This window comes from Dyadobacter luteus (assembly GCF_003383615.1).
Classification (GTDB): Bacteria; Bacteroidota; Bacteroidia; order Cytophagales; family Spirosomataceae; genus Dyadobacter; species Dyadobacter luteus.
Window position 1 is genome coordinate 118,242 of record NZ_QNUL01000016.1, and the last position, 14,263, is coordinate 132,504.

Sequence of the window (14,263 nt, forward strand, 5' to 3'; positions counted from 1 at the left end):
CAATATCCTGCTTACCTGGCAGGATATGTTTTTTCAAGCCAAACCAGCATTTTTTCCATTACGTCTACCATTGAGCCTGCACTCATCCCATGTTTATCTTCCGGATACAATTCATACTGCGCAGGAACACCCATACTCAACAGTTTTTTGTATAAGTTTTCAGCCTGACTAACATGTACCAGAGGATCCTGACCTCCATGAAACAGAATAGTCGGCACACCAGTCTCTTTCGTGAGATGGTACGACGGACTCGCATCTTTCGCAATTTGCGCATTCGGGTCTTTTTCTCCTAAAAACCTGATTACTGTATTATCTGCATCACTGCCATCCGCCCGAACCGTTTTATCTGTCAGGTCGGTAGGCCCCCAGAGATCCACGACACCTTTTACCTTCTTTTCTGTATTATGTCCGTAAGCGTATAACATGGCCAGATGCGCTCCTGCACTTCCACCCATCAGCACAAACTCACTACCATTGTATTTATATTTTTTCGATTTGTCAGTCAGAAATTTCAGCGCTTTTTCAACATCCGTAATCTGTGCGGGAAAAAGATCTTTTCCATCCTTTACCAGCCTGTAATTCATAGAAACTACCGCATATCCCCTTTTCCCTACCAATTCCTCTATAAAAGCCTCAGGAAATTCACTTTTATCTCCTCTGCTCCAGGAACCGCCATGGATGTAAACAATCACCCGGGTTGAATCCGTATGATTGCGGGGAACATAGGCATCCAGCAGATTTTCATTACCGGCAGCATCGGCGTACTTTATATTTTTCAGCGTTATATAGCCAGATTTCTTTTTTTCGGTTCGAAGCACTGCCGTAGCGGGAACAGCATTCCTCCACCCCTTATCTTTCAAAAATGCCACAAGTTTTGCCGGATGATCCGTTTGCAATCCATGTACACCTTTAGCCAAAGCTTCTTCCCAGGTGTCGGGGCCTTCCGAAGGATTTTGTACATCCAGCCATACTGCCACCCCCTTTTCTCCGGCGGTTCGTACCATGTCAGGGCTCGCTATATTATCCAGAACTTCAATTTTCACCTGCCCCAGAAAAATATTCAGCTGCGCGCTGTTTTTCACCTCGTCGATCAGACTTGTCATCAATGGCATTTGCGGAGCTACATTGCGCCATTGTTTGTACTGGGGTATTTTATTGAGATATACGACCACCTGCTTTTCCATTCCAGCATCACGGATTTGCTCCCAGGTTTGTGTTACATCAGCTTCTTTGAAATCAAGGTAAATGTTGATTTCCCCCTTACAAACTTTCAGTACCTCTTTGAATTCAGGAATCCGGTGCGATTTCTTCTCTCCGTTTAATACTTTCAGGGCGCGTAGTTCTGCCAATGTCAAATCAGCAACCCTGCCTTTACCATCAGTTGTACGATCTACAGTGGCATCATGTACGACCACAAGTTGTCCATCTTTACTGGTGCGCAGATCCACTTCCACATAATCAGCACCAGCCTTAATGGCTTCCTTGAACGAGGCAATGGTATTTTCAGGAACATCCACATGATTTCCTCTGTGAGCGATAACGACCAGCTTATTTTTGGAAAAAGGCAAAACAGCCTGTGAGAATACGGACGTATTGATCAGGCAAAAAAATAGAAGCAGATAATATCGGTTGTTGATTGAAGTATACATCTTATGCATCGTTTGAGACAAACATCAGCATGTATACTAAGGAAGAAGGCAGAAGGGCTATTCTTAAAAAAGTCTCCCCGGACAATGGTATTCACAAAAAATGTATGGAAATACAAGTGTGCATTTCCATACATCGAAGCTATTTTCAAGCGATTTCGAAGCTCGACAAATTTACGAACTGCTGTACACGCTCATTAATTTCTTCCTGAGTAAGGTTAACCAATCGCTCCGTTCCGAATTTCTCAACACAGAAAGAGGCCATTGCTGAACCATAAATAATGGCACGTTTCATATTCTCAAAAGAGATATCTCCAGTACTCGCCAGATAACCTATAAATCCTCCTGCAAAAGTATCTCCTGCTCCTGTCGGATCGAAAACTTCCTCCAATGGCAATGCAGGCGCATAGAAAATACGATCGCCCTGGAATAAAAGAGCCCCATGTTCACCCTTTTTAATGATAAGCGTTTTAGGTCCCATTGCCATAATTTTGGCTGCAGCCTTTCGCAAGGAATATTCTCCGGATAGCTGGCGTGCTTCTTCATCGTTGATGGTCACAACATCCACCATGCTGATCACTTCTTTCAGGTCTTCAAGCGCGATATTCATCCAAAGATTCATCGTATCCAGCATAATCAGCTTAGGGCGGTTTGCCATACGCTCAATTACCAGCTTCTGAGTAGCAGGCACCGTATTACCCAACATCAAGAACTGCGTCGACTGGTATGAATCGGGAATGATCGGATCGAAATGCTCCATTACATTCAGTTGTGTTTCAAGGGTGTCGCGCGTGTTCATATCTTCATGATATTTACCAGACCAGAAGAAAGTCTTGCCATCAGAAATGATCTCCAAACCTTCTGTATTCACACCGTGTTCTTCCAACAGACTGATCATACTTTGAGGAAAATCACCTCCTACAACTGCTACCAGATTATTTTCTTTGGTAAAATAAGAAGCAGACAAAGTAATATATGTAGCGGCGCCACCTATGATTTTATCGGTTTTCCCGAATGGGGTTTCAAGAGCATCAAATGCGACAGATCCAACTGTTAGTAAACTCATAAAGTAGTATTGTATTGATTTTAAGTATGTTTCAAATGTTTATTCTATTCAAAAAACGCTGCGAAGATAAAGAAAACAGCTGAATTGCGTATTCGCCTGATTTGTATTATGCTAAACAGTTGGCAATCAATCATGGGTATTTGCTATTTTTGCAGGAAGCCGGATATTTGAGCAAAAGATTCTGTTGATAATTTACGAGTTAGTGACATATACTTCATCAAACCTTAAACTATTATTGACAATGGAAGCCATTTCTGAAGCACGCAGACATATTGATAACGCCAAAGGATTTCTGAGCAACAATGCAAGAAAAGAAGATGGCTTATATCAGGATAAAAAGTATGTCAAAATTGCCGGACACACCGCTTACACGGGTATTTTGCTGGCACTTGATGAATTGCTTGGTGAGAAAAAGAAGAAAACCAGAAAGAGTGTTGAATGGTACCAGAAGGAATTATCTGGTCTGGATAAAAAAATAACTTCAGATTTCGCGACAGCATATCAAATTTTACATCTTGATATGGGTTATGAGGGAACCAGAAGTGCTCAGATAGCAAAATTAGGAATAGACAACGCTGAGAAAATAATTAACTGGGTTGAAAACAGACTAACACCTCATTCGAAATGAAAAGACAAAGTTGTTGTTCGGGCTTGTAAGAAACATAAGTACCGAAATCAGATATTTAAAAGAAAGTAACAATTACATGGCCGAGATCACCTACCAGCCGCTAAGAATTTTTAATACACTTACACGTAATAAAGATCTGTTTGAACCTCTTGCCGCTCCATACGTGGGTATGTATGTATGTGGGCCAACGGTCTACAACAATGTCCATTTAGGAAACATCCGCACTTTTTTATCCTTTGACATTCTTTTCCGATACCTAACGCACATCGGATATAAGGTCAGATATGTCAGAAATATCACAGACGTTGGCCACCTTGTAGGCGATGGGGACGAAGGCGAAGATAAAATTGGCAAAATGGCGAAGCTTCAGAAGCTGGAGCCTATGGAGATCGTTCAACGCTATACCAACGACTTCCACGATGTATCAGCCACTTTCAACCTGCTGCCTCCAAGTATCGAACCTACTGCAACAGGGCATTTGATTGAACAAATAGAAGCAGTACAAGCGCTGATTAACAAAGGGCTGGCCTACGAGTCAAATGGATCTGTCTATTTCGATATCAACAAGTACCAGGCTGCCGGAAACGATTATGGAAAACTTTCAGGCAGAATTATTGAAGATTTGTTGAATGAAACCCGTGAACTGGACGGTCAGGCTGAAAAACTGAATCCGCTCGATTTTGCACTTTGGAAAAAAGCCAGTCCCGAACATATCATGCAATGGGATTCTCCATGGGGTATGGGTTTTCCGGGATGGCACCTCGAATGTACTTGCATGAGTGCTAAATACCTGGGCAAACAATTCGATATACACGGTGGCGGAATGGATCTGAAATTCCCGCACCACGAGTGCGAAATTGCTCAGGGAAAAGCCTTGACCGATACCGAGCCTGTAAGATACTGGATGCACACCAACATGCTGACAGTCAATGGTCAAAAAATGTCCAAGTCACTCAATAACTCATTCCTGCCCGCTGAATTATTCTCCGGGGATCATGAATTATTGGAACAGGCTTACAGTCCGATGACGGTACGATTTTTTATGCTGCAAAGCCAATACAGGAGTACACTTGATTTTTCTAATGATGCACTAAAAGCGGCTCAAAAAGGCTATAAGAGACTGGCAAATGCAATCCGGAATATTAAGAGAATGTCATTTTCAGAGGACACCGAAGCTCAGGCAGACGAAAAGAAAATAGCTGATATTAAGAAATCAATTGAAGGCTTCTACGCAGCTATGAACGACGACCTCAATACAGCTGTTGCTTTTGCAAACTTGTTCAATATGGTGAAATATGTGAATATGCTTAACCTTGGACAATTGAGTACGGCCGCTTTGGGAGAGGAAGTTTTCAATGAACTGAAGTCTAAATTCATTTCTTTCTTCGAAGATGTATTGGGCCTTAAAGAAGAACTGACGGAGGGAAGTGCCGTACTGGATGGAATGCTGAACCTTTACAGAGAATACAAGCAAACCAGGAATTACGAGAAAGTAGACGAAATCCGTTCCTATTTCAAAAAACAAGGCCTTGCTATTCATGATACAAAAATCAGGATAGACTGGGCTTACGAAGAATAACAGATGAGAAACCGGCAGTCTATATTTGCTTACACGCTTCTTGCAGTTTTTCTGCTGGGAGGAGTTGCCTATATGCTGGCTCCGTATCTTACTGAAAAAACACCGCCGGCACGTCAGGTTGATGTGCCGGAAACTGCCTCTCCTGAACCTATAACCAAAGAAGGAGAAGTGGTCTTTCTTCGCGATGGCAAAAAGATTGTCAAAATTGATGTTGAAATTGCCGAGAATGACGCAGAACGAAATAAAGGGCTCATGTACCGCCCTTACATTCCCGATTCTACCGGAATGCTCTTTATCTTTCCTGAAGCCCGTGAACTTGGTTTCTGGATGAAGAACACCCAGATTCCTCTCGACATCATGTATGTTGATGCCGGAAAAAAAATCATTTCTATTCAAAAACACACGAAACCTTTTTCCGAAGAAAGTCTCCCTTCCAATGGCACTGCACAGTATGTGGTGGAGGTAAATGCCGGATTCAGTGATCGTAATGATATAAAGCCAGGTGATGTTATTTCATTTTAAAAATTTATTTCAGAAAGCTGTAATACTGCTATCCGTATCGGTTTTAATCTACAGCTGTAATACAAGTACCAATTCTGAACAAACCACGGAACAGGCCATCAAGCTGGCAACAGCGCCTGCCTTCAATGCTGATTCGGCTTATTCATTTATTCAAAAACAGGTAGATTTTGGCCCAAGAGTACCGAATAGCGTCGCTCACGTTAAATGCGGAGATTATCTGGTAGCTACGCTTAAAAAATTGGGTTTGGAAGTAACAGAGCAAAACTTCACTGCCACAACCTATGATAACCACAAACTGAAAGCCCGGAATATCATCGGGAGCTTCAACCCCTCTGCATCAAAACGTATTCTTCTGGCATCACATTGGGATTCCCGTCCCTATTCTGATCAGGACTCAGTCAGTAAAGACAAACCTGTTGTCGCTGCAAATGATGGCGCCAGCGGTGTAGGTGTTTTGCTCGAAATAGCACGAACTCTTTCTTCACTCCAAACCAAACCAGATATTGGGGTCGATATTATATTTTTTGATGCCGAAGATTGGGGCAGTTCAGATGGAGAGGCTAAGGATAAATTCAGCGGGTACTGCCTGGGATCCCAATATTGGGCAGCGAACAAACATGTTCCTGGCTATACTGCCTATTTCGGAGTGCTTCTTGATATGGTAGGAGCGAAAAATGCCACTTTCCTGAAAGAGGGTTATTCTGTTGACCTGGCCGGAGGAGTTGTAAAAACAGTTTGGGATCTGGCTGCGCAACTGGGATACAGCAATTATTTTGTGGATAAAAGAGGTTCAGCTATTACTGATGATCACGTACCTGTGAACGAAACGGCTAAAATTCCAATGATTGACATTATCCATACAAACGCCGATAACATCGCCAATACATTCTTCAAAGATTGGCATACCACGCATGATACAATGGAGAATATTGATCCGAAAACCTTAAAAGCTGTAGGTCAAACGCTGATACAGGTTCTGTTTCAGGAAGCACAACCAGAGGTGATGTAAAGGGAACAGGGCGTCATATAGTGGCTAGAGCTGGTCACTTATGGGCGTGTGTAGTCATTTGTAGTCAGGAAAAGATCCTGAAAAACAATTTATGCCATTGAATGACTAATCCTGACAATCCATGGACCGCACCTGACCATACTTGACAATTCCTGACTATCAATGACAAAGTTCTGACTTAAAAAGAACTCACCTTAATCCACAAATCGCTGTTCCTTCCCTTGTCATCGCTACAGGATATTTTTACCCTCCCCAAAGGCGGACTGACGAATACGGGCTCATTAGGATTAGTCTTTTTGAATAACTTATCGTTGACGTACCAAAAAACTGCCTCTACATCATTCGCCGCCTGACAGGCCAGCTGTATTTGTTGCGGTTCATCTTTTCTGATAAAGTATTCACTCCCTTCGTTCGGACTAACTATGATTGGTGCGCCGTCATGAAAAACCCGCTCACACAAAGGATTATGTGGCGGAAGTTTGGGATAAGGAATCTTTTGCTGCTCATAATATGCAATCAGTTCAGCAGCCAGATTGGCATATGCTTTTTTCCCAAAATCTTTCTCAGGCAAACAATACGTACAATAAGAGACTTTACCATCGGTAAAAATGTAACGCATGTGTGAACATCTACGATAAGCCGACACACCCATAATGTACCTATCTACAATTTGATGGTCACAAAAGTCGGACGGGATATCACCACTTACTGCACACACCTTCCGCAACTGTACATTCTCCGGAGCGTGGTACCAACCTTTCGGAGAATTATAATCCAGTGAATTGAATATTGAAAAAAGCAGAGGCGTAGCGGTGTTGGCGCCGCTGAGCTCGGGTACACCTTCTCCCGAAAAGTTGCCAACCCATACGCCAACCGTATAACGTTTGTTATAACCAATGCTCCAGGCATCACGCTTGCCGTAGGAAGTTCCTGTTTTCCAGGCAATCTTAGGAAGGTGATAAGTGTTGTCAAAGTTCGCTGGCAGATCGGGTCTTGTGATTTGCGTCAGTATATCGGTAATCAAATAAGCAGCATCTTTCGAAACAATATGATTTGTCTTACCAGTTTTTTTCTGCTCCTTAACATATTGTAAAGGCTGAAAATTACCATCATTAGCAAAGGATGCAAAAAGTCGTGTTAGTTCTTCCAGTGTCACCCCGCACCCACCCAGTATCATAGACAATCCAAGCTCTTTTTCTTGTTTCTTCACCGTCTGAAAGCCCGACTTTTTAAGTTGATTGATTAAAGAAGATGTACCCATTTCTTTCAAAATTCTCACTGCAGGAATATTCAGGGAGTTAGCAAGAGCAAATTCTGTAGTGACCGGCCCGTTAAAATGACGATCAAAGTTTTCAGGCTCATAACCTGAGAAGTTGCCGGGTACATCATTCAAAACTTTTTTCGGTGTAATTATTCCCTGATCGAAAGCTGATGCATATAACAAAGGTTTCAGTGTACTGCCTGGTGAACGCACCGCTCTGATCCCGTCCACCTGTCCGCCATCGTAAGGATTATTAAAGTCTGCCGAACCTACGTAAGCTTCAACTTCCATAGTTTCATTATTCACTACCAACACTGCAGCATTGTGGATATTTTGTCCACGCAAACGATTAATGTAATTACTTACCTGCTCCTCTGTTTGTCGTTGCTGCTGCAATTTCAAATTTGTTCTAATAACCGGTTGGTCCGCAAACTCCCTTTGTAACTTTACAGATAAATGAGGAGCCAGCCGGGGTACTCCTCTCCTTTTGATATGTATAGGCTCTGCAATGGCATCACGAATTACATGCTCTTCAAACAATCCTTCATCCTGAAATCGAAGCAACCACGTATTTCTGGCTTCCAATAATGCATTATTCTGAACACCAGGCTGCAGGCTCGACGGACGATTAGGTACAATTGTCAAAGTAGTGATTTCTGCAAGACTAAGTAATTGCGGCGGTTTACCAAAATACAACAGAGAAGCCGCTTTAATACCCTCTATATTTCCTCCGTACGGTACCAGATTGAAATAAAACTGGAGAATCTCAGACTTTGAAAAATGTAGTTCGAGCTGTAAAGCACGAAATATTTCAATAATCTTATTCAGGTAAGTGCGGGGACGCGGATGAAGTAAACGGGCTACCTGCATGGTGATCGTGGAAGCACCGGAAGTACGTCGTCCGGATGAAATATTTCTAAATGCCGCCCTGCTCATTGCGAAAGGATTCACGCCGGGATGGTAATAGAAGTACTGATCTTCCTTGTGGACAAGCGTTTTGATCAGTTGAGGCGTAATTTCCTTCTCATTCGCATACATTCTCCACTTATCATCTCTACTTAAAAAAGCGCTGAGTACCACACCGTCATGAGCCGTGACCTGAGTAGCATATTGAATATGAGGTTTGAAGGGAAAAACTGTATCAAGCAACAAAAAAATCAAAACTATACAAGCCACGAAGATGGCTGTCCTTTTGAATGATTTTTTACTGATACGTATCAAATGGAGAAGTATTTAGTAGTGTAAATGTATGAATAATTCCTCCCGGTCTGAACGCGCTAGTGGTCTGAACGGTATTAGCAACATCCTTCTTACAATATATATAGAACTGCAGTATTCGTTCAGCCTGCTCACGCATGCAGACCGAGTCGCGAAGACCGAAAAGCCTCCGGTCTGAACGCGATAGCGGTCTGAACGGTATTAGCACAGCCTTTCTAAAATATAAATAGAACTGCAAGCTTCGCCCAGCCGCTTGCATATGCAGACCGGGGGAATTTGTGCATCACAATTAAATTTCATTATTTACTTCCTTTATTGCAAAATAAGCCAATCATAATACTATTATGTCAAAATATATTGCTGCCATAGATCAGGGAACAACCAGTACCCGTTGCATACTTTTCAATCACCAGGGAAAGATTGTTTCGGTCGGGCAAAAGGAACACGAGCAGATTTATCCTCAACCAGGCTGGGTAGAACATAATCCGGAGGAAATCTGGAAAAATACATTGGAAGTTATTGCCATCGCACGTATTCATGTTTCAGCCACCTCGTCGGATATTGCAGCCATTGGCATCACTAATCAACGGGAAACCACTGTCGCATGGAATAAAAGAACGGGCAAACCTTATCATAATGCTCTGGTTTGGCAGGATACACGAACTACCGACCTGGTGGCGAAATACGAAAAAGAAGGTGGTCTCAATCAGTTCAGGGATATTACAGGCCTACCAGTTTCCACTTATTTCAGCGGTCTCAAATTGCAATGGCTGCTTGAAAACGTAAGCGGATTACGCGCTGATGCAGAGAAAGGAGAGGCACTTTTTGGCAATATGGATACATTCCTGATCTGGCATTTAACTGGCGGAGTGCATGGAGGAATTCACGTAACTGATGTGACGAATGCCAGTCGTACCCAGTTAATGAACCTGCGCACATTGCAATGGGATCAAAAAATGCTGGATGCTTATAATATTCCTGCCATCATGCTACCTGCAATCAAAAGCAGCAGCGAGATATACGGAACTGTTACAAATGAAGTATTACCAGGCGTACCTGTTGCCGGAGATTTGGGAGATCAGCACGCTGCACTTGTAGGACAAACCTGTTTTGAACCAGGTATGGCCAAGAATACATACGGTACCGGCTGCTTCCTTGTCATGAATACCGGCAGTGAAATTAAAACGTCAGAAAATGGTCTGCTTACTACCGTTGCTTATCAATTTGGCAATAATCCGGTTCATTATGCCCTTGAAGGAAGTGTAGCTGTAACCGGAGCACTTGTACAATGGGTTCGGGACAACCTCGGATTGATCAAAAACAGCTCAGATATAGAAAAACTGGCAAAAACTGTAGACGATAATGGCGGAGCATATTTCGTTCCTGCATTTTCCGGTCTGTATGCCCCTTACTGGCGTAACGACGCGCGCGGAGTTATTGCAGGCCTGACCCGCTACGTCAACAAAGGACATATTGCCAGAGCTGTATTGGAGGCAACAGCATACCAAACCCTCGACGTCGTGAACGCAATGGAACAGGATTCGGGTATCAAACTCTCTTCACTCAGAGTGGATGGCGGTATGGTTCTGAATCAATTGCTTATGCAATTTCAATCCGATATTCTTGATACGCAGGTTGTGTCCCCAGCTGTAGCAGAAACAACTGCCCTTGGTGCAGCTTATGCAGCAGGCTTGGCCGTGGGTTACTGGAACAATACTGATGAACTGCGCCAGAACTGGGCCGTTGCTCACACGTGGAGTCCGGAAATGCCAGCGGTAAAGAGAGATGAATTATATAGAGGCTGGCAAAAGGCTGTAACAAAATCCTACGCCTGGATGGATTAAAAGTTGAAAAATCAACGTATGAAGCTTGTGTTTCACTTTTCGAATTTAGAATGAATATAAAAAAGAAAGCTTAAAATTGAAACTGATCACATATTTTGGGCTGTAACCATGTAAACCGTAACTTCGCCGTATTAATTAAACCGGAGTACCGTATGCATACCCTTCATCTGAAAAAGCCGCTAGCTTTTTTTGATCTTGAAACTACTGGAGTGAATGTTGCCCGTGACCGTATCGTGGAGTTATCCGTGGTGAAAGCACTGCCAAATGGTGAGACAGAAGTGCGTACAAGACGAGTGAATCCGGAAATGCCCATCCCGCTGGAAAGTAGCCTTATTCACGGAATTTATGACGAGGACGTAAAGGACTCCCCGACTTTTAAGAGCATAGCAAAAAATCTGGCTGTATTTCTGGAAGGATGCGATCTGGCAGGTTTTAACAGCAATAGATTTGACATACCAATGCTGGTTGAAGAGTTTTTGCGCGTGGGTGTTGAATTTGATGTAAAAAATAGAAAATGCGTTGACACACAACGTATTTTTCATATGATGGAACCAAGAAACCTTTCCGCGGCCTACAAGTTCTACTGTGGCAAAACGCTGATAGGTGCTCACGGAGCAGAAGCTGATACATTGGCTACATTTGAAGTATTACAAGGACAAATAGCCAAGTATGAAGGGGTGAAAGTGCTGGATTCGAAAGGGGTTGAATATGAGCCCGTGAAAAATGACGTGGCTGCACTGCATGACCTTACTGCCTCTAAAATCATTGACTTCGCAGGTCGTATGGTTTTCAACGACAAAGGTGAAGAAGTGTTCAATTTTGGAAAGCATAACGGGAAGAAAGTAACCGATATTCTTAAGAATGAACCTTCGTTTTATGATTGGATGATGAAAGCTGAGTTTCCATTGGATACCAAGCGCAGGCTCACAGAAATAAAATTACGCGCACTGACACAGCGATAAAAGCAGTACACAAATACGCATTGGCAGGAAGAACTATTTATAGCTATTTTTGCCTGAAATCAAGAAAAAAAGAGTGAGACAACAAAGAAGCACACATGCATCTTACTCTGAAAGAATCAGTTAAGTAAAATTCGAATATCCATAAAGGTTATCTGCTATGTTCCCAAGTCCTATGTTACCTAACGCTAATATACCTGAGATTATTCAGCATATTCCGCTTCTGCATTACCTTATACTGAGCACTCTTTTATTTGTGATCGGTATAGTGGGTGTACTTACCCGCCGGAATGCCATCGTGATATTTATGTCAGTGGAGTTGATGCTGAATGCTGCGAACCTGTTACTTATTGCATTTTCCTCTTACCGTTCCGACCCTGCCGGACAGGTTTTTGTGTTTTTCATCATGGCAGTAGCTGCAGCAGAAGTAGCTGTCGGACTGGCTATTATCGTAATGATATACAGGAATACAAGAAATACGGATATCGGATTTCTTAATAAACTTAAATGGTAAACCGATAAGCTGAATAAGCCTAAAGTAACCATGATTAAAGAATAACAATAGTTCAAATAAAGACATGTCTCCATCATTACTGGTACTAATTCCTTTATTGCCCCTGGTCGGGTTTCTGATCAACGGACTCGGTTTTCCACATATTCCTAAGAGTCTGGCAGGAATTATAGGAACGCTTGCTGTTGTGGGAAGCTTCGTATTGTCCCTGCTTACGTTCAATGCATTTCTTGGGGCTGGCAGCCAACCTGTAATCGTACCTCTTTTTGACTGGATTACAGTGGGAAACCTCAATATTCCGTTCTCTTTTCAGGTGGATCAGCTATCCTTGCTCATGCTCCTGATTATTACGGGTGTAGGTTCTCTGATCCACATTTACTCCATGGGCTACATGCACCATGACTCAGGTTTCGGTAAGTTCTTTGCTTACCTGAATCTCTTCCTTTTCTTCATGTTGCTACTTGTATTAGGTTCTAACTATGTAGTCATGTTTATAGGGTGGGAAGGTGTAGGACTTTGCTCTTATCTCCTGATCGGGTTCTGGAACAAAAATACCAACTATAACAATGCAGCACGTAAAGCCTTCATCATGAACCGTGTAGGTGACCTTGGGTTCCTGTTAGGTATCTTTACAATCATTGCTACATTCGGATCGGTTGAATATCTGGAAGTTTTCTCGAAAGCAACTTCGTTCTCGATTGGCGATCCTGTTATTATCGCTATTACCGCATTTCTTTTCATCGGTGCGATGGGAAAATCGGCACAAATTCCTCTATATACATGGCTTCCGGATGCGATGGCAGGACCAACTCCTGTATCTGCTCTGATTCACGCAGCAACCATGGTAACAGCAGGTATTTACATGGTCATCCGTTCCAACGTGTTGTATTCACTTGCTCCATCAACACTTGAAATTGTCGGTATTATTGGTGCTGCCACTGCATTGTTTGCCGCATCGATCGGTTTACTTCAAAATGATATTAAAAAGGTTCTGGCTTATTCAACTGTAAGTCAGCTGGGATATATGTTCATGGGTCTGGGAGCGATGGCTTATTCAGCTTCTATGTTCCATGTAATCACCCACGCATTTTTCAAAGCACTTTTGTTTCTTGGAGCAGGTAGCGTTATCCACGCCATGTCCGACGAACAGGATATCCGTTCAATGGGTGGGTTAAGAAAGAAATTACCAGTTACTTTTCTTACGTTCTTTATAGCAACGTGGGCAATCTCTGGTTTGCCACCATTTTCCGGATTTTTCTCGAAAGATGAAATTCTTGCGCATGTATTTGAGCACAACAAAATCCTTTGGGTAATCGGAGTATTGGGCTCAATTATGACTTCTTTCTACATGTTCCGCCTTTTATTCCTTACTTTCTTTGGAACTTTCAGAGGCACACATGAACAAGAGCACCACCTGCACGAATCGCCTGCCAGTATGACCATTCCATTGATTATCCTTGCAGTATTGTCTGCAGTAGGTGGAGCAATAGGAATTCCGGAAGCGCTACACGGTTCACATCAGCTTGCTGCATTTATGAACCCGTTGTTCGATGCAGCACGTCAGGTAAATCCGGAAGCATTCCTGCCGACAGCTTTATCACATTCAGAAGAATATCTGTTAATGGGAATTTCAGTTGCCGCAGCAGCCATCTCCGGGATAGCGGCTTATGTGATGTACGTTCAGAAATCTGCTGTTCCAGCTCCTGATTCTGAAGAAAAATCAGCACTTCAAAACCTGATCTATAACAAATATTACGTAGATGAACTGTATGACAATGTTTTTGTAAAACCTACCAAAACACTGTCTAATGCTTTTTACAGTTTCGGAGAGTTCTTTGTGGATCTGTTCGTAAACGGAGCTGCACGTCTGATCCGGTTCCTCGCATCTCTGTTGAGAAAAACCCAAACTGGTTCAACGGGAGATTATGTATTTGCTATGGTCCTGGGAATTGTAGTGATCTTGTTCTGGAAGCTGTTACTTTGATATTATACCGTTCACCATCTGTTGCTGACCGTTGAC

General features: G+C 42.7%; 11 protein-coding genes. 8 read left to right on the top strand and 3 right to left on the bottom strand.

Translation table 11 applies throughout. The features are described from left to right. Nucleotides 1-11: 11 nt before the first annotated feature. Nucleotides 12-1,649 carry a glycerophosphodiester phosphodiesterase family protein gene (locus DSL64_RS18570; RefSeq protein ID WP_115832418.1) on the bottom strand — a complete coding sequence of 546 codons (1,638 nt, stop codon included), beginning with the start codon at nt 1,647-1,649 and terminating at the stop codon, nt 12-14. A 145-nt stretch (nt 1,650-1,794) separates the two neighbouring features. Continuing rightward, a complete protein-coding gene (locus tag DSL64_RS18575) occupies nt 1,795-2,712 on the bottom strand; it encodes a PfkB family carbohydrate kinase (protein ID WP_115832419.1) in 918 nt (305 codons plus the stop codon). 241 nt (nt 2,713-2,953) lie between these two features. Here DSL64_RS18575 and DSL64_RS18580 point away from each other — a divergent pair, with 241 nt between their 5' ends. From DSL64_RS18580 to DSL64_RS18595, 4 genes are all read left to right on the top strand, one after another. Next, on the top strand, nt 2,954-3,340 hold the full coding sequence (locus DSL64_RS18580) for a DUF5618 family protein (protein ID WP_115832420.1): 387 nt from the start codon (nt 2,954-2,956) through the stop codon (nt 3,338-3,340). 76 nt (nt 3,341-3,416) lie between these two features. Then, a complete protein-coding gene (gene cysS, locus DSL64_RS18585) occupies nt 3,417-4,919 on the top strand; it encodes a cysteine--tRNA ligase (protein WP_115832421.1) in 1,503 nt (500 codons plus the stop codon). A 3-nt stretch (nt 4,920-4,922) separates the two neighbouring features. Beyond that, on the top strand, nt 4,923-5,441 hold the full coding sequence (locus DSL64_RS18590; protein ID WP_115832422.1) for a DUF192 domain-containing protein: 519 nt from the start codon (nt 4,923-4,925) through the stop codon (nt 5,439-5,441). Further along, nucleotides 5,425-6,450: a M28 family peptidase gene (locus tag DSL64_RS18595; RefSeq protein WP_115832423.1), complete on the top strand. Its 1,026-nt coding sequence runs from the start codon at nt 5,425-5,427 to the stop codon at nt 6,448-6,450. The genes DSL64_RS18590 and DSL64_RS18595 overlap by 17 nt, the downstream gene beginning before the upstream one ends. A gap of 178 nt (nt 6,451-6,628) precedes the next feature. Here the strand turns inward: DSL64_RS18595 and pbpC are convergent, their stop codons facing one another. After that, nucleotides 6,629-8,923, bottom strand: a complete 2,295-nt coding sequence (gene pbpC, locus DSL64_RS18600) for a penicillin-binding protein 1C (RefSeq protein WP_199539440.1) — start codon at nt 8,921-8,923, stop codon at nt 6,629-6,631. A 350-nt stretch (nt 8,924-9,273) separates the two neighbouring features. On the opposite strand from pbpC, the gene glpK reads away from it, so the two are divergent. The 4 genes from glpK (at nt 9,274) to nuoL (ending at nt 14,227) form a co-directional block, all read left to right on the top strand. Continuing rightward, nucleotides 9,274-10,773, top strand: a complete 1,500-nt coding sequence (gene glpK / locus DSL64_RS18605) for a glycerol kinase GlpK (protein ID WP_115832425.1) — start codon at nt 9,274-9,276, stop codon at nt 10,771-10,773. 152 nt (nt 10,774-10,925) lie between these two features. Then, the gene (locus DSL64_RS18610; RefSeq protein WP_115832448.1) at nt 10,926-11,735 is read left to right on the top strand and encodes a 3'-5' exonuclease; all 810 of its coding nucleotides are present in this window, start codon (nt 10,926-10,928) and stop codon (nt 11,733-11,735) included. A 157-nt stretch (nt 11,736-11,892) separates the two neighbouring features. After that, nucleotides 11,893-12,246, top strand: coding sequence for an NADH-quinone oxidoreductase subunit NuoK (gene nuoK, locus DSL64_RS18615; protein WP_310587854.1), 354 nt, complete (start codon nt 11,893-11,895; stop codon nt 12,244-12,246). Nucleotides 12,247-12,310: 64 nt separating this feature from the next. Continuing rightward, nucleotides 12,311-14,227, top strand: coding sequence for an NADH-quinone oxidoreductase subunit L (gene nuoL, locus DSL64_RS18620; RefSeq protein WP_115832427.1), 1,917 nt, complete (start codon nt 12,311-12,313; stop codon nt 14,225-14,227). The last annotated feature ends 36 nt before the right edge of the window (nt 14,228-14,263 follow it).